Raw genomic sequence first — 22,703 nt, 5'->3', positions numbered from 1 at the left:
GCTATGACTATTAGAAGTCGCTGAAGGAAGAGGGTTGGGCTGCGGGCGCGGCAATGACAGGCTGGTGGATTTCTTTGTTCAACTTGAAGTTAGTCACCAAGTGGCGAAGCTGGGTGCTTAGCTGCGCTAGCTGCTGGGTCGCGTGGTTACTCTGCTGTACCAGTCCCGCGTTTTGCTGGGTCATTTGATCCATCTGCGTCACGGCCTGATTGACCTGCTCGATACCGCTGCTCTGCTCGATGGTAGCTGCCGAGATTTCCTGTACAAGTGTACTGAGCTGCTGAATATCGGCGACCACACCGGTAATCATCTCACCCGTGTTTTTGACTTGGCGGCTGCCTTCGACCACCTGCGCATCCGCGTTTTCGATCAATCCTTTGATCTCTTGGGCGGCGGACGCCGAGCGGCTGGCCAGCTGGCGCACTTCATTGGCGACGACGGCAAAACCACGGCCTTGCTCGCCTGCGCGGGCCGCTTCCACCGAGGCGTTCAGCGCCAGAATATTGGTCTGAAAAGCGATGGCATCAATGGTATTCACGATGCTGCTCATTTGCGTCGCGCTGTTGTTGATGTTCTCCATTGTGTGAATCACTGACGCCATAGCGTCGCTACCGCGTTGGGCGCTTTCAGCGGTTTTGGTGGCCAGGGTGCGGGCATGGTCAGCGTGGTCGGCGTTCTGTTTCACCGTGGCCGTTAATTGCTCCATGCTGGAGGCGGTTTCTGCCAAGGAGGCCGCCTGCTCTTCAGTTCGGGTGGAGAGCTCTTCGTTGACACCGACGATCTGCTCCACGCCATGATTCACCTGATCGGCACCGTGGTGAATGTCGCTGATGGTGCCTGCCAACGTCTCGCGCATGCGATTAATGTCATACAGCAAGCTGTGCTGATCCTTGGCGGAGAGTGTGGCGGCTTGGGTAAGGTCACCATCGGCAATATGGCGTACCACCGTGGCTGCATAGCGCGGGTCGCCGCCTAGACGACGGGCAACGTCACGAATGACCCAGCCCATTAGCAGCGTCACCGGCACGCCAATCACTAATAAAATGATCGCTGAGCGAATCAGGCCGGTAATGAAGGCGGCATTGATGTCGTCGACATAGACGCCGGCGGCCAATGACCAACCCCACTCTGGCAGGTGTGCGACATAGCTCACTTTGGGCACTTGGTCATCCCCGCTGATGCGGCGCGAGTAGTAGTCCACATGACCGCCACCGGCTTGGGCAACGTCCAAGAAGGCAGCGTACAGCCGCATGCCGCTGGCATCTTGATAAGCGCTCATATCCTCGCCTCGTGGGCGATTAGGGTGCGACACGATCGCCAAGTCGTTATCGAAGGCAAACACATACTCGCCTTCGCCAAAGCGGACGCTGGCAATGTTATCGATGGCTCGCTGCTGCGCTTCGTCTTCCGTCAATTCGCCGCGCTCGGCGCGCGCCTGTAGCGCTTCCAGCTGTCCATGGATACTGCCCACGATATGTTGAATGCTGTCGCGACGTTCACTTTCGATAGTTTGGCGGTTCTCCCACGCCAACCAGCCCACTAGCAGTAGCATCGCCACCCAAATGATACCGAGGGTGCTCCAAAGTTTCTGTGTCGTTGTCAAACGGTTCATGGTGTCCCTGTGAAAAATCCAATCAGTAATTAAGCCCTTACTGCTATCGGCCAATATTGCTCATACCTTAGTCGAATTAAGAAAAAGTTGACGATAGAGACTTATCTATAATTCTAAAAAGATATAAATATATAACTTAAAATTGCGCTATGCTCAGTGCACGGACTTAATGCCCGTCAGCTATCCATGGGAGGCCCTCGATGCAACGACCCATCGTCACCCACTTTTTCGACGAACCGACCAATACGTTCAGCTATGTGGTGGAAGACCCCAACAGCGATGCATGCGCCATCATCGACTCGGTACTCGACTTCGATTACGCCGCCGGTCGCACCGACGTTCGTTCGGCGGAGCAGATCATTGCGTATGTGTGCGGCAAAGGGCTGAAAGTGGAGTGGATACTAGAGACCCATGTCCACGCGGATCATCTATCCGCCGCACCGTACCTACATACCAAGCTGGGCGGCAGCACCGGCATTGGCGCCCACATCGTCGACGTGCAGGAAATTTTTGGGAAAGCCTTTAATGCAGGCACTGAGTTTGCGCGGGACGGCAGCCAGTTCGATGCGCTCTTTAAAGAAGGCGACACCTTCAACATCGGTGGGCTTGAAGGGCGGGTGCTGCATACGCCGGGTCATACGCCAGCCTGCTTGACCTATGTGGTGGGCGATGCCGCCTTTGTGGGTGATACCTTATTCATGCCGGACTACGGCACGGCGCGCTGTGATTTCCCAGGCGGCGACGCCCGCACGCTTTACCACTCCATTCAGAAAGTACTGGCACTGTCCGAGCAAACGCGGCTGTTCTTATGCCACGACTACAAAGCGCCGGGGCGAGACGCCTATCAGCATGAAACTACCGTTGCCGAACAGCGCCAAGCCAACGTCCATGTGCACGACGGCATTAGCGAGGAAGAGTTCGTCAAGATGCGCACCGAGCGAGATGCCACGTTAGGCATGCCGCGCCTGATTATTCCTTCTGTGCAGGTCAATATGCGGGCTGGTGAGCTACCGCCTGCCGAAGATGACGGCCAGGTGTACTTAAAAGTACCGCTCAATCGGTTTTGATGTTTGAGCACTATGAGGCGAGATACACAGTAATGAGTGAAACGATCCGTTGGATAGCAAGCCTGCAAGGGCTGGTAGGTGGCGTGCTGATTGGGCTTTCAGCGGTGTGGCTGATGGGCGCGCTAGGGCGTATTGCCGGTATTAGCGGGATTATAGGAGGATTAATCACCCAGCGGCCTAAAGGAGACAGTGCTTGGCGGGTGGCGTTTTTAGCGGGGCTAATTAGCGGCCCGCTGCTCGTCATGGCCGTTGGGGGTGAGCTGGGTAACGTGGCAGGCGTGCCCGGTGCGGTGATTGGTGAACCTGCAGGCGGCGTGCCGCTTATGTTGTTAGCAGGCCTGCTGGTGGGGATAGGCACGGGGCTTGGCAGTGGCTGCACCAGCGGCCATGGCGTATGTGGCTTGGCGCGGTTAGCGCCCCGGTCTATGGCGGCTACTGGAACCTTCCTGGTCGCGGCCATTGCGACGGTCTATGTGGTACGGCATGTCATCGGAGGTGGGGTATGAGCACACCGGCCGTCAAAACCGCAGCGGGATACCTCGCTGGCATGCTGTTTGGTTTGGGGCTCGCGATTTCTGGGATGACCGACCCCGCGCGGGTACTCGGCTTTTTGGATATTGCCGGTGCCTGGGACCCAACGCTGATATTTGTACTGGGAGCCGCAGTGGGCACCACCTTTGTGGGCTACCGGTCAGTCTTCGCCCGCGGTACGCCACTGTTTAGCACCCAATTCCAACTGCCGACCAAGCAAGAGCTGGATGCCAAACTGTTAGGCGGCGCGGCGCTGTTTGGAGTGGGGTGGGGCCTCTCAGGTTACTGCCCTGGGCCTGCGATTGCCTCTATCGGTGGGCTAACGCTGCCACTGCTGGCGCTACTGGCGGCGATGGTAGTGGGTTGGTGGATCGCTCAGCGACTCTCCCAATAGTTGATCAGCGTTGCGGATAGCGCTCGGCCGGGCTCAGTGGAGCATCGTCATTCAGCGACTAAAGTTAGTGCAGGGGTGTCGGCATGCCACGAATCGAACAAGGCGCTGATGCCTCAGGAGTAGCAAATAACACGAAAGGGCGGCTATGAGGCCGCCCTTTCGTTGAACGCTAAGAACTGATCGAGCATTAAGGTGCTTCGCTACCCATCATCTCGATAAGGCGCTCTTGGCTGGGTAAGCCTTGGATACGGTCGATACGCACCGTGCCGCCTTCCGTCTCACGCTGGAAAGCGCTGGTGGGCGTGGCATAGAGACCCAGCTCTTCAAAAAGTTGATTGTTGGCGTAGACCTGCTCTTCGATATCCCTTGGCTGCGCGCTGGGGGCGAACTCATCGCCTTCACTGTGGCGGTGCAAGGCGGCGGAAGGGTCGTCTGCACCGAGTAGCGTAGCGGCTAACGCAGGGCTATTGGGGGCGAGAATGCCGACCATGATATGGCGAAACTGGACCTCACCCGCCTCTACCCAGGGGCGCGTTTGTTGCCACAGCTGACGGCAGTAAGGGCAGTTGGCGTCGGTGAAGGTATAGATGACGCGTGGGGCGTCTGGGTCGCCATCTTGAATCCAGTGGCTCTCTTCGAGCAGTGCCCAGGTATCGGCTTCCAGTGGCGCACGTACGTGCTCATCGAGCTGAGCCTCAGTCAGGTCGCTGCCTTCGCTGTCGACCAGCGTACCAATGATCGCATGTTCTCCATCAGGCGTGAGATAAATCGCTATATCCTGGCCTTGTACGCTGGCCCCAAAGCCGCGCATTCCACCCGGCGCTTCAAATTCGCCATGAACCGTCAATCCTTGGTTGGCGAGCGCCTGCACGGGGGCGGGTAGCTCATCGGCGTGGCTGGTGACGGTGCCACAGGTTACGGCGGCCAGTAGGCTGAAACGACAGAAACGCTTTAACGAAACGCATGACATTGCATCATCCTTTTTGCAAAACGAAACGGGGCACTATGCCCCGTCAGGTGATCGACTACCAGTATCGCAGGTGATGACGAGGTCAGAACGACGTTCGCGCACGGCTGAGGCGTTTTGTCGCAAGTCTTACGCATCGGCCACCAGCCAGCGGACGGCATAGGGCGGCAGTGTTTCCTCGTGGTGAGCGGTCAGCGTGTCTAGCGGCTGCCAGTGGTGCTGAGTGAGCGCTTGGTTCAGAGCATCGCCTGCGTGGGCGAGGTCAACCTTGCCATCGGTGACGTTGTACAGGGCGAGTAGGCGTCGGCCGCTGGCGAGCGGGCCGCGCTCGATCGCCAGCAGTTCAGGGGGCGTTTCTATGACGCGCTGCGGTGCGTTGGGGTGAAAGCAGGACTCTTGACGGCGCTGTGTTAGCAGCCGATGCAGGGCGTGGAACACGTCGTGGGTCGGGGTGGAAGGGCTCTCTAATAGCAGAGCTAGCTTATCGAGCTGCCAGCGGCGACGGTTGATCGAGCGTAAGCGGCCGCTGCGTTCCACGCCTTCGACATCGTTCAGCGTGCCGGTGAGCGTATGGATATAGAGCGCGGGTATCCCTTGCAGGCTCAGCATGATCGCCTGGCTGCATAAAAAGCGCGCAATTTGCCACGGGTCTGGCCCGCGGCGGGTGCCGCGCATGGCTTCAAACCAGGTAATGTTGATCTCGTAGGGCGTGTCGCTACCGTCAGGGTTGCTGCGCATACTGACAAACCCACCAAAGCGGTGCATCAGCTCCAGCAGCGCGTCGCGCTCATGGTCGGGCAGCAGGCCTTCTAGCGGTCGTACGCCGATACCGTCGTGGCTGGCGGTGAAATTTAGGTAGGTGCACTGCTTCGGTAGTACTGGCAGGCTGTTCAGCCACGTTTGCAGCGTCGTCGCTTCGCCGCGAGTCAAGGTGTGCAGTAGCAGCGGGGGCAGGGCGAACTGGTACACCATGTGGGCTTCATCGGGCGCGCCTTCCGCTAATCGCTCCAAGCCAAAGTAGCTGATGTTTTCGGCATGGGGCACGTTGGTTTCGGTGATCAGCAGCGTACCGGGGGCTATTTCATCCACGATGGCGCGAAGTAAGCGCACCACCGTATGGGTTTCGGGCAGGTGAATGCAGGAGGTGCCCAGGCGCTTCCACAAAAATGCCACCGCGTCCAAGCGAATAATGCGCACTCCTTGCTGTAGGTAGAACAGCAAAATACCCACGAACTCGAGCAACACATCCGGGTTTTCGAAGTTGAGATCTATTTGGTCTTCCGAGAAAGTCGCCCACACGTGGCGCGTCCCCCGGCGCGTAGAGATCGGCACTAGGAGTGGGCTACTGCGTGGTCGGGTGACCTGGGAAACATCGGTATCCGGATCGACTTCAATAAAGTAGTCGCGACCAGGCAGGCTGCCGGTCAGGTAATCGACGAACCAGAGCGACTCCCGCGAGACATGATTGAGCACTAAATCGGCCATCAAATCATAGTGGCTGGCCAAGTTTTGAATATGCGCCCACTCGCCCAGCTCGCTATTGACCTCGCGGTAATGAATCACCGAAAAACCGTCGTCACTGCTCCAGGGGAAAAAGGGCAGCACGTGGACCCCGCTGATGGCATTCCCCAGGTAGCGCTGCAGAATGTTATCCAGCACCGCTAACGGCGGCGTTCCCTCTTCCACAATGGAGTCGCCGTAACAGATGACCCACTGATCTTGTTCGCTCCAGGTTGGTGCATCGTGAGGCGTCTCGCTCGTCGTTGGGGCGGTCGTCGACGTCGCGCGAAAATGCGCAAGGTGCTGTCCTATTCGCCGCTGAACCTCCCCGGCGCGCGGGCCATATAGATGGGTGAGGTAGCGGTGAACGGTCTGTTCGAAAGCGGTCATAGCGGGCGTCCTATCAATCAACTTCGACAAACGCTGCAGCTTGTGTGCCAAATCGTTACAATACGATGAGATACGCGTCGTATAACACCGCTATGCCATCAGGTCGTGGCTGACGCTGCCACCGACCCGTTGGCGATAAAACAGTTTATAAAATGGCGAAGCGCGCTAGGGCCGACGCCTTGACGCTGCTCGTTCGCCCAGGCTGACACGCTGCACGCACTGGTTCTAGTGCGTACTGATAATAGGTTGACTGCCATGCATTGCCCTTTTTGTGGTGCAAACGATACAAGAGTGACAGATTCCAGGCTGGTGGCAGAGGGTGACCAGGTGCGCCGTCGTCGCCAGTGCGCCAACTGCCATGAACGCTTTACGACTTACGAAACCGCCGAGCTGATTATGCCGCGGGTGGTGAAATCCGACGGCTCTCGTGAAAGCTTCAATGAAGCGAAGTTACGCGACGGCATGCTGCGCGCGCTGGAAAAGCGTCCGGTCAGCGCCGAAGCCATCGAGGCCTCGGTCGAGCGTATACGGCAAACGCTGCGCGCCCGCGGCGACCGTGAAGTGAACGCCCGCGAGATCGGTGAGGCCGTGATGAAAGCGCTTCGTAGTCTCGATCAAGTCGCCTACATTCGCTTTGCCTCGGTATACCGCAAGTTTCAGGATCTCGACGAATTCCGCGCTGAAATCGACCGGCTCTCCCAGGAGCCCTCCGATGAGTCGGCCGGACAGGGTTCATCGAACGGAGCATCATGATGGGTGAGTTCTCCACCGCCGACCATCGCTATATGGCCCGCGCGATTCAATTGGCCAAGCGGGGGGTGTATACCACCGACCCCAATCCGAGAGTGGGGTGCGTGATCGTGTCCTTCGCGGACAGCGAAGAGGGCCATATCGTGGGGGAGGGGTACCATGTGCGTGCCGGAGAACCCCACGCAGAAATCCATGCGCTGCAGGCAGCGGGCAGCGAGGCTCGAGGCGCTACCGCCTATGTCACGCTCGAGCCCTGCTCTCATACCGGACGGACCGGCCCCTGCGCCGTGGCACTGGCCGATGCCGGTGTTGCCCGTGTCGTCGTGGCGATGCAGGACCCGAACCCTCGGGTTAGTGGGGGTGGCATCGCCCATTTAGAGGCGGCGGGCATCCAGGTGCAGGTGGGGCTGCTCGAGACCGACGCCAAGGCGCTCAACCCAGGGTTCATCTCCCGGATGGAGCGCAGCCGCCCCTACGTGCGGTTGAAAATGGCCATGAGTCTGGATGGTCGTACCGCGATGGGGTCAGGTGAGTCGCAGTGGATCACCGGGCCCCAGGCGCGCACGCAGGTGCAGCGTCTGCGTGCCCGGTCAAGCGCCATACTGAGCGGCGTGGAGTCTCTGATCATGGATGACTCCCGCCTCACTCTCAGGGCCGACCAGTTAGCGCTGGACAACGCCGATGACATCGTCCAGCGCCAACCGCTACGGGTGATCCTCGATTCGCGCCTTCGTCTTCCACTAGCGGCTGCCTGCCTGCGCGAGCCGGGGCGCACGCTCATCATCACGACGGATCAACACAGCGAAGAGAAACGGCGTAAACTGGCAGAAGCCGGGGCCGAGATTCAGGTAGTACCTGCCGAAAACGGGCGTATTGCGCTGGCTGACATGCTGCGCTGGCTAGCGGATAATGAGCAGGTTAACGAACTGTTGGTGGAAACGGGTGCCACGCTGGCGGGCGCACTGCTAGAGGCGGATTTGATCGATGAGCTGCAGCTTTTTGTCGCGCCCACGCTATTGGGCGGCGAGGCCAGGCCGCTATTTGCTCTGCCGGGGATTACCCAGATGGCCGATCAGAAACGTTTGACGGTGACGGCATCGCGAACCGTTGGGAGCGACTGGTGGATCATTGCCACCCCGCAGGCTGACTAGCGCAAGCCGTCATTGCAAGGTACCCTGACGCCCGAATTCGCATACGATGCGAGCCTATTTTTTGGAGATTCCATGGCGCACTCCTCTTCAGAGGGTTTATCCCCCATCGCTGAGCTGGTAGATGACATTCGCCAGGGCAAAATGGTGATTCTCATGGACGATGAGGATCGCGAGAACGAAGGTGATATCATCATGGCCGCCGAAATGGTGAAGCCTGAGCATATCAACTTCATGGCGCGGTATGCCTGCGGTCTAATTTGTATGCCGATGACCCGCGAGCGCTGCGAGCAGCTCAACCTGCCGCTGATGGTGCGGGACAATGGCTCCGGTTTTGGTACCAAGTTCACGCTCTCCATCGAGGCGACCGAAGGGGTCACCACCGGTATTTCCGCTGCCGATCGTGCTCGGACGGTGCAGGCCGCCGTTGCTCCGAATGCCAAGCCCTCGGATATCGTTCAGCCGGGCCACATTTTCCCGCTGATGGCCGAGCCAGGCGGCGTACTGCGCCGCGCAGGGCATACCGAAGCCGCCTGCGATCTGGCAGCGCTGGCGGGTTTGGACCCCAGCGGCGTCATTTGCGAGATCATGAACGATGATGGCAGTATGGCCCGCCGCCCGGAGCTGGAGGCCTTTGCCAAGGCGCACGGTATCAAGATGGGCACCATTGCCGATTTGATCCACTATCGTATCGTGAATGAGCAGACGGTGGATCACGTCGAAACGACCCAGGTCTCCACTGTGCATGGCGAACTGGCGCTTCACGTCTTCCGTGATCGTATCCAGGGCGCTCACCATCTGGCCCTCGTGAAGGGGCAGCCAACGCCCGAGCAGGCGACCACCGTTCGCGTGCATTTGGCCGATACGCTGCGCGATGTAATGGGGTTGATGAAAGGCGAGCAGTGCCGTTGGGACGCGCATCGTGCCATTGATCAAATTGCCCAAGCGCCTGCAGGCGTGTTCGTTTTGATCGACGACGGACGGCCGAATCAAGATTTGAAAGACCAGCTAGATATCTATCTGGATCGGGTGCGTCAGCCGCGCACCAGCGATTCCGATGGCTCTGGCAATTATTTAACGATTGGTACGGGTTCGCAGATTCTGCGCCATCTTGGCGTGGGTAAGATGCGGTTACTCAGCTCACCGTGGAAGTTCTCCGCGCTCTCTGGGTTCGACCTGGAAGTCGTCGAGCGCTTGGGTCCGAATGACACGGCCGGCGAGCCAACTTTTCAGCAGGTATAAATTGATGCAATCCCTTTCGCAAATCGAAGGCACTTTTGTAGACGTCGATGGGCGCTACGTCATCGTGGTGGGCCGCTTTAATCACCACGTCGTGGATAGCTTGGTAGAAGGCGCTGTCGACAGCCTGACGCGTCACGGTGTGGACATGGAGAATATCCATATCGTTCACGTTCCTGGCGCCTGGGAATTGCCCCTGGCCGTCAAGCGAGTGCTCAACGTGATGAAGCCCGATGCAGTGATCGCCCTTGGCGCGGTCATTCGTGGCGGCACGCCGCACTTCGAGTACGTGGCCGGTGGCTGTAACACGGCCATCAATCATCTCCAGTTGGAGTTCGATACGCCAGTTGCCAACGGCGTACTGACCGTTGAGTCCATCGAGCAGGCCATCGAGCGTGCAGGCACCAAAGCCGGCAACAAAGGCACCGAAGCTGCCATGGCGGCGATGGAAATGGTCTCACTGCTGCGCGCGCTGCCGGTCGGAGATTCCCAATGAGTGAGCGTCGTGAGCGCAAGCCCTCAGCCGCACAGCAGGGGCGTCACGCCGCAAGGGAATTAGCGGTACAAGGGCTTTACCAGTGGCAGATGACCGGTAAGTCCATTACCACCATCGAGGCGGAATTTCGCAGCCAGGTGGCCGACGACGATCTCGAAGATCATGAGAACTGGGTGAAGGTCATGGAGATCGCGGACAAAGCGCTGTTCCATGAGCTGCTGCACAACACGGTACGCTTCAAAGCCGAGCTGGACCGTGAAATTGCCCCGTTGCTGGATCGTCGTCTGGAAGATTTGGACGCGGTAGAACTGGCCATTCTTCGCCTGGGGGCGTACGAGCTTTCCCGGCGGATGGAAGTGCCTTACCGCGTGGTGATTAACGAAGGCGTTGAGCTGGCAAAATCATTTGGCGCCACCGACGGCCATAAATACGTGAATGGCATTCTCGATAAGCTGGCGAACCGCTTACGAAGTGCCGAAGTCAGCGCCCGCCGCCTGTAAGCGGCAGGGCTGATCAAGCGTTTAAGGGGCCTTTGTGCTTGCCGAATTCGATCTGATTCGACGTTACTTCATGTCGCCGCAGGAGGCGCAAGCGACAGATGGCGTTGCCCTAGGATGCGGCGATGACGCCACGTTATTGATTCCCCAGTCTGGCCAGCAGCTGGCTGTTAGCGTGGATACGTCAGTGGTGAACGTCCACTTCCCCCACGATGCCCCTGCCCATGCGGTGGGGCATCGCGCGTTGGCAGTCGCGCTGAGCGATTTGGCGGCCATGGGCGCAGCTCCGCGCTGGTGCCTCATGGCGCTGACCCTCGACCAGCGGGCATTCAACGATGATGCCGCTGCTGAGCGGTGGCTATCTCGCTATGCCAGTGGCTTTCATGCGCTTTGTCAGCAGTACGACACAGCGCTGGTGGGCGGCGATGTGACTTCTGGCGAGCTGAGTATCGGGGTGACGGTCATGGGCGAGGTGCCGACGGGGTTAGCGATGACTCGGTCAGGTGCACGGCCAGGCGATGTCGTCGCGGTGACCGGCGCCCTAGGTGGCGGTGCAGGCGGGCTAGCGCTGTGGCAACAGGGTGAGCGAGACCTCGGGCACCCGTTGCTTCAGCGCTATCTTTTGCCGCAGCCGAGGCTCGGCGCGGGCATCGTGCTTCGCGGGTTGGCGTCGGCGGCCATGGATGTTTCCGACGGTCTGCTGGCGGATTTGGCTCATTTGCGAGCCGCATCCGGCGTGGGAGTCGACCTCATCCCCGACGCGCTGCCGCTGGTCGAGGGGCTGGTCGAGACGCTCGGTCATGAGCAGGCGCTGACTGCAGCGCTCTCCGGCGGAGATGATTACGAACTTCTGGTGACGCTGCCGCCTGACCGGCTCGAAGAGGCTGCCGCGCAGCTTGCCGAGAGTGGCCTTGCGCTAAGCGTGATCGGCTATTGCACGCAAGCGCTCGGCGTGACGGGGGTGCCTGCCGAAGGGGCGATGGGCTGGCAGCACTTCCGTGGGGGTGCCCGATGAATCGTGCACCGGCGAGCGTTTGGCGACGCCCCACTCACTTTTTTGCGTTTGGCCTGGGCAGCGGCACGGTGCCGTGGGCTCCGGGTACCTTCGGCACGCTGGCCGCCATTCCCTTTTACTGGATGATGGCCGACTTAAGCCTGGGTTGGTACCTGGGAATCGTGTTGGCCGCGTTTGTCGTCGGGGTTTGGCTATGTGACAAGACCTCCCACGACCTGGGCGTGCATGACCACTCGGGGATCGTGTGGGATGAGTTCGTTGGCTATTGGATTACCATGGCAGCCGTGCCATTCTCCTGGGAAGCGGCGCTATGGGGATTCGTGGTGTTCCGCATTTTCGATGTTTTCAAACCTTGGCCCATTCGCTGGGCCGACCGCCGGGTCGCGGGCGGATTTGGCATCATGATCGATGATGTCATGGCAGGGATCTACGCCTGGAGCACCATGCACCTATGGTTTTGGCTGCATTGAGCGATCGGTGGCATGGAGTCGGGTCTCGTTGAGAGACCGTTCAAGGAGATAGCATGCGCAAGGAACGTTTGATCGTGCCTATTCTCGCGACAATAGCCGTCGTGTGGATGGTCGCGCAACTGCTATCCAGCGTACTTTTCGAGCGCAGCCTTCGTCAGGCGCTGGAGGACTTAGAGGCCCGAGGCGAATGGCGAGTCAGCCGAGTGGAGAGTCGCCAAGGGTGGCTCACGTCCCGGGGGCGGCTCATTCTCTCGCCACTGTTGGGCCGTCCCTGGCGTTTGGAACTCTCCTACCGAGCCCGACACGGAGTATTGAGCACCGATGTCGAAGGCACGCTGCTGCCGCGTTTGGATAGCGTGCTGCAAAAAGCGGTGGGGGAGGTCTCCGCGCCCTCCGTGCCGCGCTGGCAGGGCCGCTATCAGACCTTGAGCGGTCATACCGAACTTCGCTTAGCACTGGCCCCCTTCGTCATTCAGCAAAATGGACGCGAGCTGGACGTACGTGGCGCACGGGTTCGTCTGGAGGGAGTGTTTGGTGACTGGCGCTTACGCGGGCTGCTGGATCAACTCACGCTGACCGACGGCCTGTCGCAGCTCACGCTTGGCCCCGCCACTTTGGAAAGTCGCTACACCTACATCGACGATGCCTACCATTTTGCCCAGCGGGATCACCTGCATATCGAGCAGCTGGCGCTGCATTATCCGGCTTACGACATTCACGTCGCTCCCCTGGATCTCCATAGCCATATGGAGCTGGACGAGAGCGAGCTACGCCTGAAAGGCGAGCTGATCGTAGGCGAGGTGCGCGTGCCCAGTGAAGCGCCCGACACCCCGCTTCTCAGCGGTCGTATCGAGGCAGAGCTGTCGCGTTTGAATGGCGACGCCGTTCGGCAAACGATTCGTCGTTTGCGCCAAGAGGCTGCCTGGGGCGACGCGAGCTTGCCCATGGCGGAGGGCCTGTTGGCGCGTTTGGAGCCTGATCTGCGCCAAGTCTTGAGCGATTCACCACGGCTCGATGTCACCACCATTGCTTTGGATAGCCCGCTGTTGGGGTTGCAAGTGGACGCAGAGGGCGCGCTATTCTTCGATGCGCGGCGCCTCGAAGAGCTGAGCATTACCGCGCTGGACAAACCGGTCGAACGCGCACGCTGGATCGAGCGCATCGATGGGGACTTCATTTGGCACGACGCCCCAACCGTGGCGGCACTCTGGCTCGGCCTACCGTTGGGCACTCGCGAGCTACAGTTCGATGTGATTCGAGGGGTATGGCGTGTCAACGGGCGGCCGATGCCGCCGCTATGGCAGCCGTGAGTGCTCCTGATAGAGGTCAGTAGGCGGCTAGGTAAATCGTCTTTAGGGTTGAAGTTTTCACTCTGTGCCCACATTCCTTGAAGCATGCTAAGCGGCGAAAGCCGCGGGTCACTGTTGATGGGAGGGCGCATGAGCGACCAGGATTACGACCGCGATCACGAACACCACGACTGGCTCACCGATGCTGAGTCTCCAGATTCCCAGGGACAGGATGCTCACGCAGAGAGTGCGCACAGCGATGACTACCGTTCGGACGGCGAACGGGTAAGCTCGTTAGTACCCGCCAGCGACATGCTGCCCGAGCGCATTTATCTCCTACCGATCCATAATCGCCCCTTTTTCCCTGCCCAGGTGCAGCCGCTGGTGATCAACCGCGAACGCTGGGAAGAGACCATGCGTCGCGTTGGCAATACGCCGCACCACACGATTGGCGTGGCCTTCGTGGGCGAGCAGGGCGTCGAATCGCTGGACCATGAGGGCTTTCCCGAGATCGGTACAGCGGTCAAGGTTCATAAACTCAAGAGCGAAGATCAGCAGATTCAGTTCATCGCTCAGGGGCTTCAGCGCTTCAAAATTCAGCGCTGGCTCTCCAAAGAGCCGCCGTATTTGGTCGAAGTGACCTACCCCAAAGAGCCGGTCAATGCCGAAGACGAAGAGACCCGTGCCTATGCCATGGCGATCATCAACGGCATCAAAGAACTGCTGCCGATCAACCCGCTGTATGGGGAAGAGCTGAAGCACTACCTAAACCGTTTCAGTCCGCATCAGCCCGGCCCACTGACCGATTTCGCGGCGGCCATCACGTCGGCCAAAGGCCCGGAGCTGCAGGATGTGCTGGCCACGCTGCCTGTTGCTGAACGTATGCACAAAGTGCTGCCGCTGCTGCGCAAAGAGATCGATGTCGCCCAACTCCAAAGCGAAATCAGCGAGCAGGTCAACGCGCAGATGCAGGAGCGTCAGCGGGAATTCTTCCTACGCGAACAGCTCAAGGTCATTCAGCGCGAACTGGGTATCTCCAAAGATGATCGTGAAAACGACGTCGATACGTTTAGAAACCGCCTGGAATCGCTGGTGGTGCCCGAGCGGGTGCAGGCGCGCATCGATGACGAGTTGAATAAGCTCAGCGTGTTGGAAACCGGCTCCCCGGAATACGGCACCACGCGTAACTACCTCGACTGGCTGACCTCGCTGCCTTGGGGCGTCACCAGCCAGGATAAGTTGGATCTTGCCCATGCCCGGCAAGTCCTCGACCGCGACCACGACGGTTTAAAAGATGTCAAAGAGCGCATCATCGAGTTTCTGGCCGAAGGTACCTTCAAAGGCGATGTAGGCGGTTCCATCGTGCTGTTGGTAGGCCCGCCAGGGGTGGGTAAAACCTCTATTGGGCGCTCCATCGCCGAGGCGCTGGGCCGTGAGTTCTACCGCTTTTCCGTGGGGGGCATGCGAGACGAGGCCGAGATCAAAGGCCATCGTCGCACCTACGTGGGGGCAATGCCCGGTAAGCTGGTCCAGGCCTTCAAAGAGGTGGAGGTCGAGAACCCGGTCATCATGCTCGATGAGATCGATAAGCTGGGGCAATCCTTCCAGGGCGACCCTGCGTCGGCACTGCTCGAAGTCCTCGATCCTGAGCAGAACGTCGATTTTCTGGATCACTACCTCGACGTGCGCATGGATCTCTCCAAGGTGCTCTTCGTATGTACCGCCAACACACTGGATAGCATTCCCGGCCCGCTCTTGGACCGCATGGAGCAGATTCGTCTCTCAGGCTATATCGCTGAAGAGAAGCTGCAAATCGCCAAGCATCACCTCTGGCCGAAGCTGCTCAAACGCGACAATCTGCCGAAGAAGCGTATCAATCTCAGCGACGCGGCGTTAAAGCAGGTCATCGATGGGTATGCCCGCGAGGCCGGTGTTCGCCAACTGGAAAAACAGCTCCACCGTATCGTACGCAAAGCGGCAGTGAAATTGCTCGAAGAGGAGGTTGATACCGTCAAGATTTCGGTGAAAAACCTCGAAGAGTTTCTCGGTGCGCCGCTCTTCCGTAAAGAGAAAGTGCTCAAAGGTGAAGGGGTGGTGACCGGGCTGGCCTGGACCTCCATGGGTGGCGCCACGCTCCCCATCGAAGCCGGAAAAGTGCATTCGTTGGATCGCGGTTTCAAGCTGACCGGCAAGCTGGGCGATGTCATGAAGGAGTCTGCCAACATCGCCTATAGCTATACCCTTGGCCATTTGGCCGAGTATGGCGCGGATGCCGACTTCTTCGACTCCGCGTTCGTCCACCTGCACGTGCCTGAAGGCGCTACGCCCAAAGATGGCCCTTCCGCCGGGGTGACCATGACGACGGCGCTGCTATCGCTGGCGAAGCACCAAGCCATCGATCGTCCGCTGGCCATGACCGGTGAGCTGACCCTGACAGGGCAAGTTCTACCGGTGGGAGGCATTCGTGAGAAAGTCATCGCTGCGCGGCGCAGCGAGATCTTCGAGGTGATTCTCCCCGAGGCCAACCGTCGAGATTACGAGGAGCTGCCCGACTACCTCAAAGAGGGCATGACCGTTCATTTCGCCAATCGCTATAAAGACGTGGCGAACGTGGTCTTCAAATAGCGTGTGACGCCCTAAGCCTTTTCGTTCACCCCAGCGCCGCTCTGAAGAGAGCGGCGCTTTTTTACATCTGTTTACTGGTTAAGTTCCCCGGAAATTCGTGATAATGGTGCAAAATCAATTATTAAAAATAAAGCGTCAGGGAGCTTCTATGCGCAATAACCAGCCCGTTACTCAACGTGAATACGTGCTCGATGAAGAGACCGTACTCATTTCACGTTCTGATTTGAAAGGTAACGTGACCTATGCCAACGCTGCCTTCGTGGAGGTCAGCGGCTACTCGCGGGATGAGCTGCTGGGCGCACCGCACAATCTGATCCGCCACCCCGATATGCCCGAAGCGGCGTACGCCGATTTTTGGAAAACCATTCAAGCGGGCGGTACTTGGCAGGGGACGGTCAAGAATCGACGCAAAAACGGTGATTACTATTGGGTCAACGCCACGGTTGCTCCCTTGCGAGATGGCGACCGCATCGTGGGCTATACCTCGCTGCGCCGTAAAGCGTCGGCCAAGCGTATCGCGCTGGCCGAACAGGTTTATGCCGACATACGTGAAAAAGGCAAGTCACGCCGCTATGCGCTACACCAAGGGGCGTTGAAGCGTCGCGGTTTGGGCGGCATTGTGGCGCGCTTTCAATTTACTAGCCTCAAAGCCAAGCTGACGGGAATGGTCATCGCGGCGGTTGTGCTGTTAGGGCTGTCGGGCGGGCTGGGTCTGTACGGTTTGAACGTTTCCGGCGAGCGCCTGGAAACGCTCAATCGCGCCGGACTAGAGTCCGTTGCTGACCTGCAGCTCATCGAGCGCCACATTGGGTTGGCCGTGGAGGAGTTGGAACCTGCGGTCAGAAATCCGCGTCGTGTGGATATGGAGGCCGTCTCGACGCAATTAGCGGCCAACACGCAAAGTGCCCAAACACTATGGGAGACGTATCGCCAAACCAGTAGCGCGTCGCAAACGGTGCTTCAGGGGTTCGATGAGGCCTTCGCTGCTTGGCGCGCTGGCGTGACGGGGGCCGTCGATGCGATCGACCAAGCCAACGGCTTCGCAGCGTTCGAGGCGCTCAATAGCGAGGTGCTGCCCGCCACGGCCAGTATCCGCGAGCTCAACAGTCAGCTAGTGGATGAGGAGCGAGCGGGCGCCGCCGATTTGATGGACGATGCGCGTCAAGGCCGACATCAGATGTTTCTTGCTCAGTCGGTGCTCCTACTCATTGGTATCTGCGTCCTAGTGGCGCTCAGCGTATTCATTTTGAAATCGGTGTTTCGCAGTCTGGCGGGCGCGCGCTACATGACGTTTCAAATCGCCGCGGGTAATTTGGCGGCTCGAGAGCGCCGCCAGAGCAATGACGAGTTGGGAGAGCTGCTCTACTCCCTGGATACGATGCGCTTCAGTCTTTCGAGCATCGTCGGCGACGTGGAGAACCGTGTTTCCGTGGTAACTCCTGCGATTCAGCAAATTGCCGCTGAGAACGAGGAGCTTGCCTCGCGGACGGAGCAGCAGGCGTCTTCGTTGCAGCAAACGGCGTCGAGCATGGAGGAGATGACATCGACCGTTCAGCAAAACAACGACAATGCCCGCCAAGCCACGGAATTGGCTCAGCAAAATGCCGCCAGCACGCGGGATACCCGCCAGCAGATGGAGCAGCTCGTCGAGCGCATGCAGCGCATTGCCAAAAGCGCTGAGAAGATGACCGAGATGATCGGTGTCATCGACAGTATTGCTTTCCAAACCAACATTCTGGCGCTCAATGCGTCGGTCGAAGCAGCCCGGGCGGGCGAGCATGGGCGAGGCTTTGCCGTGGTCGCCAGCGAGGTACGCACGTTGGCAAGCCGCAGTGCCGACGCCGCCCAAGAAATTCGCAAAATGATCGATAGCACCACCCAAGAGGTGAGCGGCGGTCGAAGCGCCGTCGAGCAAGCCGAGCGCGCGATCGAAAACGTGGTGGAGCAGGTGAGCCGCGTGAGCGATCTCATGGCCTCGATTAGTACTGCGTCGAGCGAGCAGAGCAGCGGAATTGGCCAGATCAATGCCGCCATTGCCGAAATGGATGGGGTGACCCAGCAAAACGCCACCAAAGTGCAGTCGATCGCGGCCTCGGCAGACAACCTGGCGCTGGAAGCCTTCGAGCTTGCCAACGTCGTCGATGCCTTCCGCCTCGAAGGCGCTCAGGCCGAGAGCACCAGTACGGCCCGTGAAAAGCTGGCGCGGGCTCAGAAAGCCGTCAAGCAGAACGTAGCAGCCCTGCCGAGTGACGCGCCGACGCAAGAATCGAGCGCTCGCCAGCGTGCGCATACGCCGGCTCACAATGAGAACGAGGAGTGGGATGCGTTTTGAATGAGGTGAGGCGCAGCGCTGCGTTTAATCACCATTGATGTATCGCATGATCGATCATTTGAATATGCCTCCCGCCGGGTGGCATATTTTTTGCTGCATCTTTTGGTGTGAGGCGTTGGTCGGAAAGCGGCTCGACGTCAGGTCACGGCTTGGTAAAAAGGACGTCGCTGGGTCATAGGCAAAACAGGCCTTTCTCAAAAATAACAGGTGGGGTTCTTGATGAGCATATCCAGCCAGGCAGCATTCGAATTGTCAGACGATCAGGTGTTGATTTCACGCTCTGACCGGCAGGGAAAGATCACCTACGTCAACCAGACATTCATCGATGTCAGTGGTTACTCACAGACGGCGCTGATGGGCGAACCCCACAGCATCTTTCGTGATCCAGACATGCCCGCGTTGGTCTTCAGCAATATGTGGGCCACCATCGAAAAAGGTAGAACGTGGCAAGGGGTCGTCAAAAACCGCTGTAAGAATGGCGATACGTATTGGGTGCATACCACGGTAGCGCCGCTGCTCGACGGCAACCGAGTGGCAGGTTACACGGCAATTCGTCGTAAAGCCGGGCAAAAAGCCATCGCTCGTGCCGCCAAGGCGTATAGCGCCATGCAACAGGGGCGAAGCCGACGGTTCAAGCTCCATTATGGTGCATTACGACGCACCGGCGTGCGTGGTTGGGTGCAGCGCTTTAGTTTCAGCAGTATGAAGGCCAAGCTGATGGGAATGGTCATTGTCGCCATTGCGCTGCTGGCCGTCGCAGGGGCGGCAGGCGTCTACGGGATCACCAGCTCCGCTGACCGGTTACGCACGCTGAATCAAACGGGCCTCGAAGGCGTCGCCGACCTCCAACAAATCGAGCAGGGCACCGGGCAGCTTTTGCAGGCGCTAGAACCCGCCGTGCGCAATCCGCGCCGGGCCGACCTGGATCTGCTCGAAGAGCAGTTGAGCGCACTCCAGGGGGACATCAACCAAACATGGCAAGCGTTCACTGCCCAGCGCACGGAAGCCAGCGGCGTTCAGCAGGGGCTAACGGCGCATTTGGCGACGTTCTTGAGCGGCGCTGATACGGCGTTCACCGCGATACGCGATGGCAATGGGTTCGCCGCGTTCGAGGCGTTCAATGATGTCGTGAAGCCGACCTCCGATAGCATCAGCGCCACCATCAATCTACTGGTCGATAACGAGCGTAGCGCAGCGCAAACGCTCATGGCCAATGCCGAGCGTCAGCAGCAGTGGTTACTGTGGGGCCAGTTGGGCGTTCTCCTGTTCGGTATTTTGATGATGGTGGGGCTCAGCGTGGCCGTGCTGCGTTCACTGATCCGCTCTCTCAACGAGGCGCGCCGTGTGACGTTTCAAATTGCGGCGGGCAATTTGGCCAACCGTGTCACTCTCAAACGCGACGATGAGTTGGGGGAGCTGCTGGCTTCCCTGGAAACCATGCGCGCCAGTCTCTCTGGCTTGATTACCGAAGTCGGTAACAAAGTGGAGATCGTCACGCCTGCCTCGGAGCATATCCAGCAGCAAAACGAGGAGTTGGCGTCGCGCACCGAGCAGCAGGCCTCTTCGCTGCAACAAACGGCGTCCAGCATGGATCAAATGACGGCCACGGTGCAGCAGAACACCGAGAACGCACGCCAGGCCAATCAACTGGCCATGCAAAATGCCACCACCAGCCGTGAAACGGGGGAGCGCATGCAGGCGCTGGTGGAGCGAATGGAGCGCATCGCGGCCAGTGCCGACAAAATGAACGACATCATCACCGTCATCGATGGCATCGCCTTCCAGACCAATATTCTGGCCTTGAACGCGTCGGTCGAAGCCGCCAGGGCAGGGGAGCAGGGGCGCGGCTTTGCCGTGGTCGCCAACGAGGTACGCAACTTGGCCGGGCGCAGTGCCGATGCGGCGGGTGAGATTCGTCGGTTGATCGATACCTCCTCTCAAGAGATTGCCGGTGGCGCGGATGCCGTCAAAGAGGCCGAACGGGCCATCGACCAGGTCGTCAACCAAGTGATGCGTGTCAGCGATATCATGGAAGAGATCAGCACCGCCTCGGACGAGCAGAGCAGCGGTATCGCCCAGATCAATACGGCGGTCTCTGAGATGGATCATGTCACCCAGCAGAACGCGAGCAAAGTACAATCGATCTCCGGCGCCGCCCAGCGGTTGACCAACGAAGCGCTCGATCTAGCGAACGTGATTGCCGCCTTCCGTTTAGAAGGCGCAGAGGAGGAGAGCAGCGAAGCCGCGCGGATGCGACTGTCTCGGCGTGATGCCCCTACTTCCAGCCTGCCGTCGCAGCGCCAAGACGAGGCGCAGGCAGAAGCGCCATCCCGTCCGGCGCTCAACCGGCCTGAAACCGCCCCCGCCGAAGAGGAATGGGAGACCTTTTAACCGTCCATGGGCATCACACGCGTTTGGTTGCCCTCTACATCTAGTCTCTGCGGTGCGCTCATGCCACAATCTAAGGCCGCTGGATTCAATTGCCTGCCGCCACGTATGCGGCAGGCCACGATAAAGATGTAGAGGACACCATGCCCGAGTACCGCTCCCGTACCACCACCGCTGGCCGCAATATGGCTGGCGCTCGTGCCCTTTGGCGTGCCACCGGTATGAAAGACGACGACTTTCATAAACCGATCATTGCGGTCGCCAACTCGTTTACCCAGTTCGTCCCGGGCCATGTTCACCTAAAAGACATGGGCCAACTGGTGGCGCGTGAAATCGAAAAAGCGGGTGGCGTTGCCAAGGAGTTCAGCACCATCGCCGTGGACGATGGGATCGCCATGGGCCACGACGGTATGCTCTATTCGCTGCCGAGTCGCGACATCATTGCCGATAGCGTCGAGTACATGTGCAACGCCCACTGTGCCGATGCGCTGGTGTGTATCTCCAACTGCGACAAGATCACCCCTGGCATGCTGATGGCCGCGATGCGCCTCAATATTCCGGTCATTTTCGTCTCCGGCGGCCCGATGGAAGCCGGTAAGACCAAACTCCTGGATCACGGCCTCGACCTCGTCGATGCCATGGTCATGGCGGCCGATGACAGTGTCGATGACGAAACCCTGGCCGAAGTCGAGCGCAGTGCGTGCCCTACCTGCGGAAGCTGCTCGGGTATGTTCACCGCCAACTCCATGAACTGTCTCACCGAAGCATTGGGGTTGGCCTTGCCGGGTAACGGCACCGTCCTGGCGACCCACGCCGATCGTCGCCGTCTGTTCGAGACCGCAGGTCATCGCATCGTCGAGCTGGCCAAACGCTATTACGAGGGCGAAGAGGCGCACCTGCTCCCCCGCGCGATTGGTAGCAAAGCCGCCTTCAAGAACGCCATGACGCTGGATATCGCCATGGGCGGCTCGACCAACACCATTCTTCACCTGCTGGCCGCCGCCCAAGAAGCGGAAGTTGACTTCACCATGGCGGATATCGACCGTCTCTCTCGGGAAGTGCCGCAGCTGTGCAAGGTGGCCCCCAATACCCAGAAGTACCACATCGAGGACGTCCACCGTGCCGGTGGGATCATGGCCATTCTCGGTGAGCTGGACCGGGCAGGCGTGCTCGATACCTCGGTGCCGACCGTCTACGGCGACAGCCTAAAAGCGGCGTTGGACGAGTGGGACATCATGCGCTCGCCAAGCCCTGACGTGGTGGAGTTCTTCAAAGCAGGCCCGGGCGGTGTTCCGACACAAACCGCTTTCTCTCAAAGCGCCCGCTGGCCAAGCCTGGATGGCGACCGCGCCACCGGCTGTATCCGTGATTTGGAACATGCGTTCTCCCGCGAGGGCGGTTTGGCCGTGCTGTACGGCAACATCGCGCTGGATGGCTGCGTGGTGAAAACCGCCGGCGTCGATGACTCCATTCTAGTGTTTGAAGGCAAAGCCCACGTGGTGGAGTCTCAAGACCAAGCGGTGGCCAACGTATTGGAAGGCAAAGTGAAAGAGGGCGATGTGGTCGTCATCCGCTACGAAGGCCCCAAAGGTGGCCCCGGTATGCAGGAGATGCTGTATCCGACCTCGTATCTGAAATCGAAAGGGCTGGGCAAGGCTTGTGCATTGCTCACCGATGGCCGTTTCTCTGGCGGTACCTCGGGCCTGTCGATCGGTCATGTCTCTCCGGAAGCGGCAGCAGGGGGCGCCATTGGTTTGGTCGAGCAAGGGGATACCATCCTGATCGACATTCCCAACCGCTCGATCAACGTGCAGCTGAGCGACGCCGAGCTGGCCAAACGCCGTGAAGCGATGGACGCCAAAGGCAAAGACGCCTGGAAACCAGTCGAGCAGCGCCCGCGTAAGGTCACTCCAGCGCTCAAGGCCTATGCGCTACTCGCTACCTCCGCTGACAAAGGCGCGGTACGCGACCTCTCCAAGCTGGATTAAGCGAC

The 22,703-nt window shown here is 59.4% G+C and carries 18 protein-coding genes; 15 read left to right on the top strand and 3 right to left on the bottom strand.

Annotated elements, in window-relative coordinates; translation table 11 throughout:
• Positions 1–10: 10 nt before the first annotated feature.
• The gene (locus tag AB6K10_RS16915) at positions 11–1,612 is read right to left on the bottom strand and encodes a methyl-accepting chemotaxis protein (RefSeq protein WP_339119402.1); all 1,602 of its coding nucleotides are present in this window, start codon (positions 1,610–1,612) and stop codon (positions 11–13) included.
• Between the two features lie 200 nt (positions 1,613–1,812).
• Between AB6K10_RS16915 and AB6K10_RS16910 the strand changes: the two genes are divergently transcribed.
• The 3 genes from AB6K10_RS16910 to AB6K10_RS16900 are packed head-to-tail and all read left to right on the top strand — an operon-like array spanning position 1,813 to position 3,604.
• Entirely contained in the window at positions 1,813–2,679 is an 867-nt protein-coding gene (locus AB6K10_RS16910) for an MBL fold metallo-hydrolase (protein ID WP_339119401.1), read from the top strand.
• 44 nt (positions 2,680–2,723) lie between these two features.
• A complete protein-coding gene (locus AB6K10_RS16905) occupies positions 2,724–3,185 on the top strand; it encodes a YeeE/YedE family protein (RefSeq protein WP_339119630.1) in 462 nt (153 codons plus the stop codon).
• Positions 3,182–3,604, top strand: coding sequence for a DUF6691 family protein (locus AB6K10_RS16900; RefSeq protein WP_339119400.1), 423 nt, complete (start codon positions 3,182–3,184; stop codon positions 3,602–3,604). The genes AB6K10_RS16905 and AB6K10_RS16900 overlap by 4 nt, the downstream gene beginning before the upstream one ends.
• Positions 3,605–3,791: 187 nt before the next feature.
• On the opposite strand, the gene dsbG is transcribed toward AB6K10_RS16900, so the two are convergent.
• Complete coding sequence (dsbG, locus tag AB6K10_RS16895) at positions 3,792–4,574, bottom strand: thiol:disulfide interchange protein DsbG (RefSeq protein ID WP_339119399.1); 783 nt, start codon at positions 4,572–4,574, stop codon at positions 3,792–3,794.
• A 126-nt stretch (positions 4,575–4,700) separates the two neighbouring features.
• The gene (locus AB6K10_RS16890; protein ID WP_339119398.1) at positions 4,701–6,461 is read right to left on the bottom strand and encodes a sugar phosphorylase; all 1,761 of its coding nucleotides are present in this window, start codon (positions 6,459–6,461) and stop codon (positions 4,701–4,703) included.
• Between the two features lie 255 nt (positions 6,462–6,716).
• Here AB6K10_RS16890 and nrdR point away from each other — a divergent pair, with 255 nt between their 5' ends.
• The 12 genes from nrdR to ilvD all read left to right on the top strand — a co-directional run bounded on the left by nrdR (position 6,717) and on the right by ilvD (position 22,698).
• On the top strand, positions 6,717–7,214 hold the full coding sequence (nrdR, locus tag AB6K10_RS16885) for a transcriptional regulator NrdR (protein ID WP_159342716.1): 498 nt from the start codon (positions 6,717–6,719) through the stop codon (positions 7,212–7,214).
• Positions 7,214–8,362 (top strand): bifunctional diaminohydroxyphosphoribosylaminopyrimidine deaminase/5-amino-6-(5-phosphoribosylamino)uracil reductase RibD, encoded by a 1,149-nt coding sequence (gene ribD, locus AB6K10_RS16880; protein ID WP_339119629.1) that lies wholly within the window; start codon positions 7,214–7,216, stop codon positions 8,360–8,362. The genes nrdR and ribD overlap by 1 nt, the downstream gene beginning before the upstream one ends.
• A 72-nt stretch (positions 8,363–8,434) precedes the next feature.
• Positions 8,435–9,601 (top strand): bifunctional 3,4-dihydroxy-2-butanone-4-phosphate synthase/GTP cyclohydrolase II, encoded by a 1,167-nt coding sequence (gene ribBA, locus AB6K10_RS16875; RefSeq protein ID WP_339119397.1) that lies wholly within the window; start codon positions 8,435–8,437, stop codon positions 9,599–9,601.
• Between the two features lie 4 nt (positions 9,602–9,605).
• Positions 9,606–10,094, top strand: a complete 489-nt coding sequence (gene ribE, locus AB6K10_RS16870) for a 6,7-dimethyl-8-ribityllumazine synthase (RefSeq protein ID WP_139526976.1) — start codon at positions 9,606–9,608, stop codon at positions 10,092–10,094.
• Positions 10,091–10,594, top strand: coding sequence for a transcription antitermination factor NusB (gene nusB / locus AB6K10_RS16865; protein WP_159342714.1), 504 nt, complete (start codon positions 10,091–10,093; stop codon positions 10,592–10,594). The genes ribE and nusB overlap by 4 nt, the downstream gene beginning before the upstream one ends.
• Positions 10,595–10,628: 34 nt before the next feature.
• Complete coding sequence (thiL, locus tag AB6K10_RS16860; protein WP_285263524.1) at positions 10,629–11,606, top strand: thiamine-phosphate kinase; 978 nt, start codon at positions 10,629–10,631, stop codon at positions 11,604–11,606.
• Entirely contained in the window at positions 11,603–12,076 is a 474-nt protein-coding gene (locus AB6K10_RS16855; RefSeq protein WP_159342712.1) for a phosphatidylglycerophosphatase A, read from the top strand. The genes thiL and AB6K10_RS16855 overlap by 4 nt, the downstream gene beginning before the upstream one ends.
• Before the next feature lie 53 nt (positions 12,077–12,129).
• Positions 12,130–13,386, top strand: a complete 1,257-nt coding sequence (locus AB6K10_RS16850) for a DUF945 family protein (protein WP_159342711.1) — start codon at positions 12,130–12,132, stop codon at positions 13,384–13,386.
• A 129-nt stretch (positions 13,387–13,515) separates the two neighbouring features.
• Positions 13,516–15,990, top strand: coding sequence for an endopeptidase La (lon, locus tag AB6K10_RS16845; protein ID WP_339119396.1), 2,475 nt, complete (start codon positions 13,516–13,518; stop codon positions 15,988–15,990).
• Positions 15,991–16,138: 148 nt separating this feature from the next.
• Complete coding sequence (locus AB6K10_RS16840; RefSeq protein WP_285263522.1) at positions 16,139–18,322, top strand: PAS domain-containing methyl-accepting chemotaxis protein; 2,184 nt, start codon at positions 16,139–16,141, stop codon at positions 18,320–18,322.
• 219 nt (positions 18,323–18,541) lie between these two features.
• Positions 18,542–20,713 (top strand): methyl-accepting chemotaxis protein, encoded by a 2,172-nt coding sequence (locus AB6K10_RS16835; RefSeq protein ID WP_339119395.1) that lies wholly within the window; start codon positions 18,542–18,544, stop codon positions 20,711–20,713.
• Positions 20,714–20,853: 140 nt separating this feature from the next.
• Positions 20,854–22,698 carry a dihydroxy-acid dehydratase gene (gene ilvD, locus AB6K10_RS16830; protein WP_339119628.1) on the top strand — a complete coding sequence of 615 codons (1,845 nt, stop codon included), beginning with the start codon at positions 20,854–20,856 and terminating at the stop codon, positions 22,696–22,698.
• Positions 22,699–22,703 lie beyond the last annotated feature (5 nt).

Origin of the sequence: Halomonas sp. BMC6, assembly GCF_964204995.1 — a bacterium.
Classification (GTDB): Bacteria; Pseudomonadota; Gammaproteobacteria; order Pseudomonadales; family Halomonadaceae; genus Vreelandella.
Note: the sequence above shows the minus strand (reverse complement) of the source record. Positions and strands in the feature narration are given on the sequence as shown.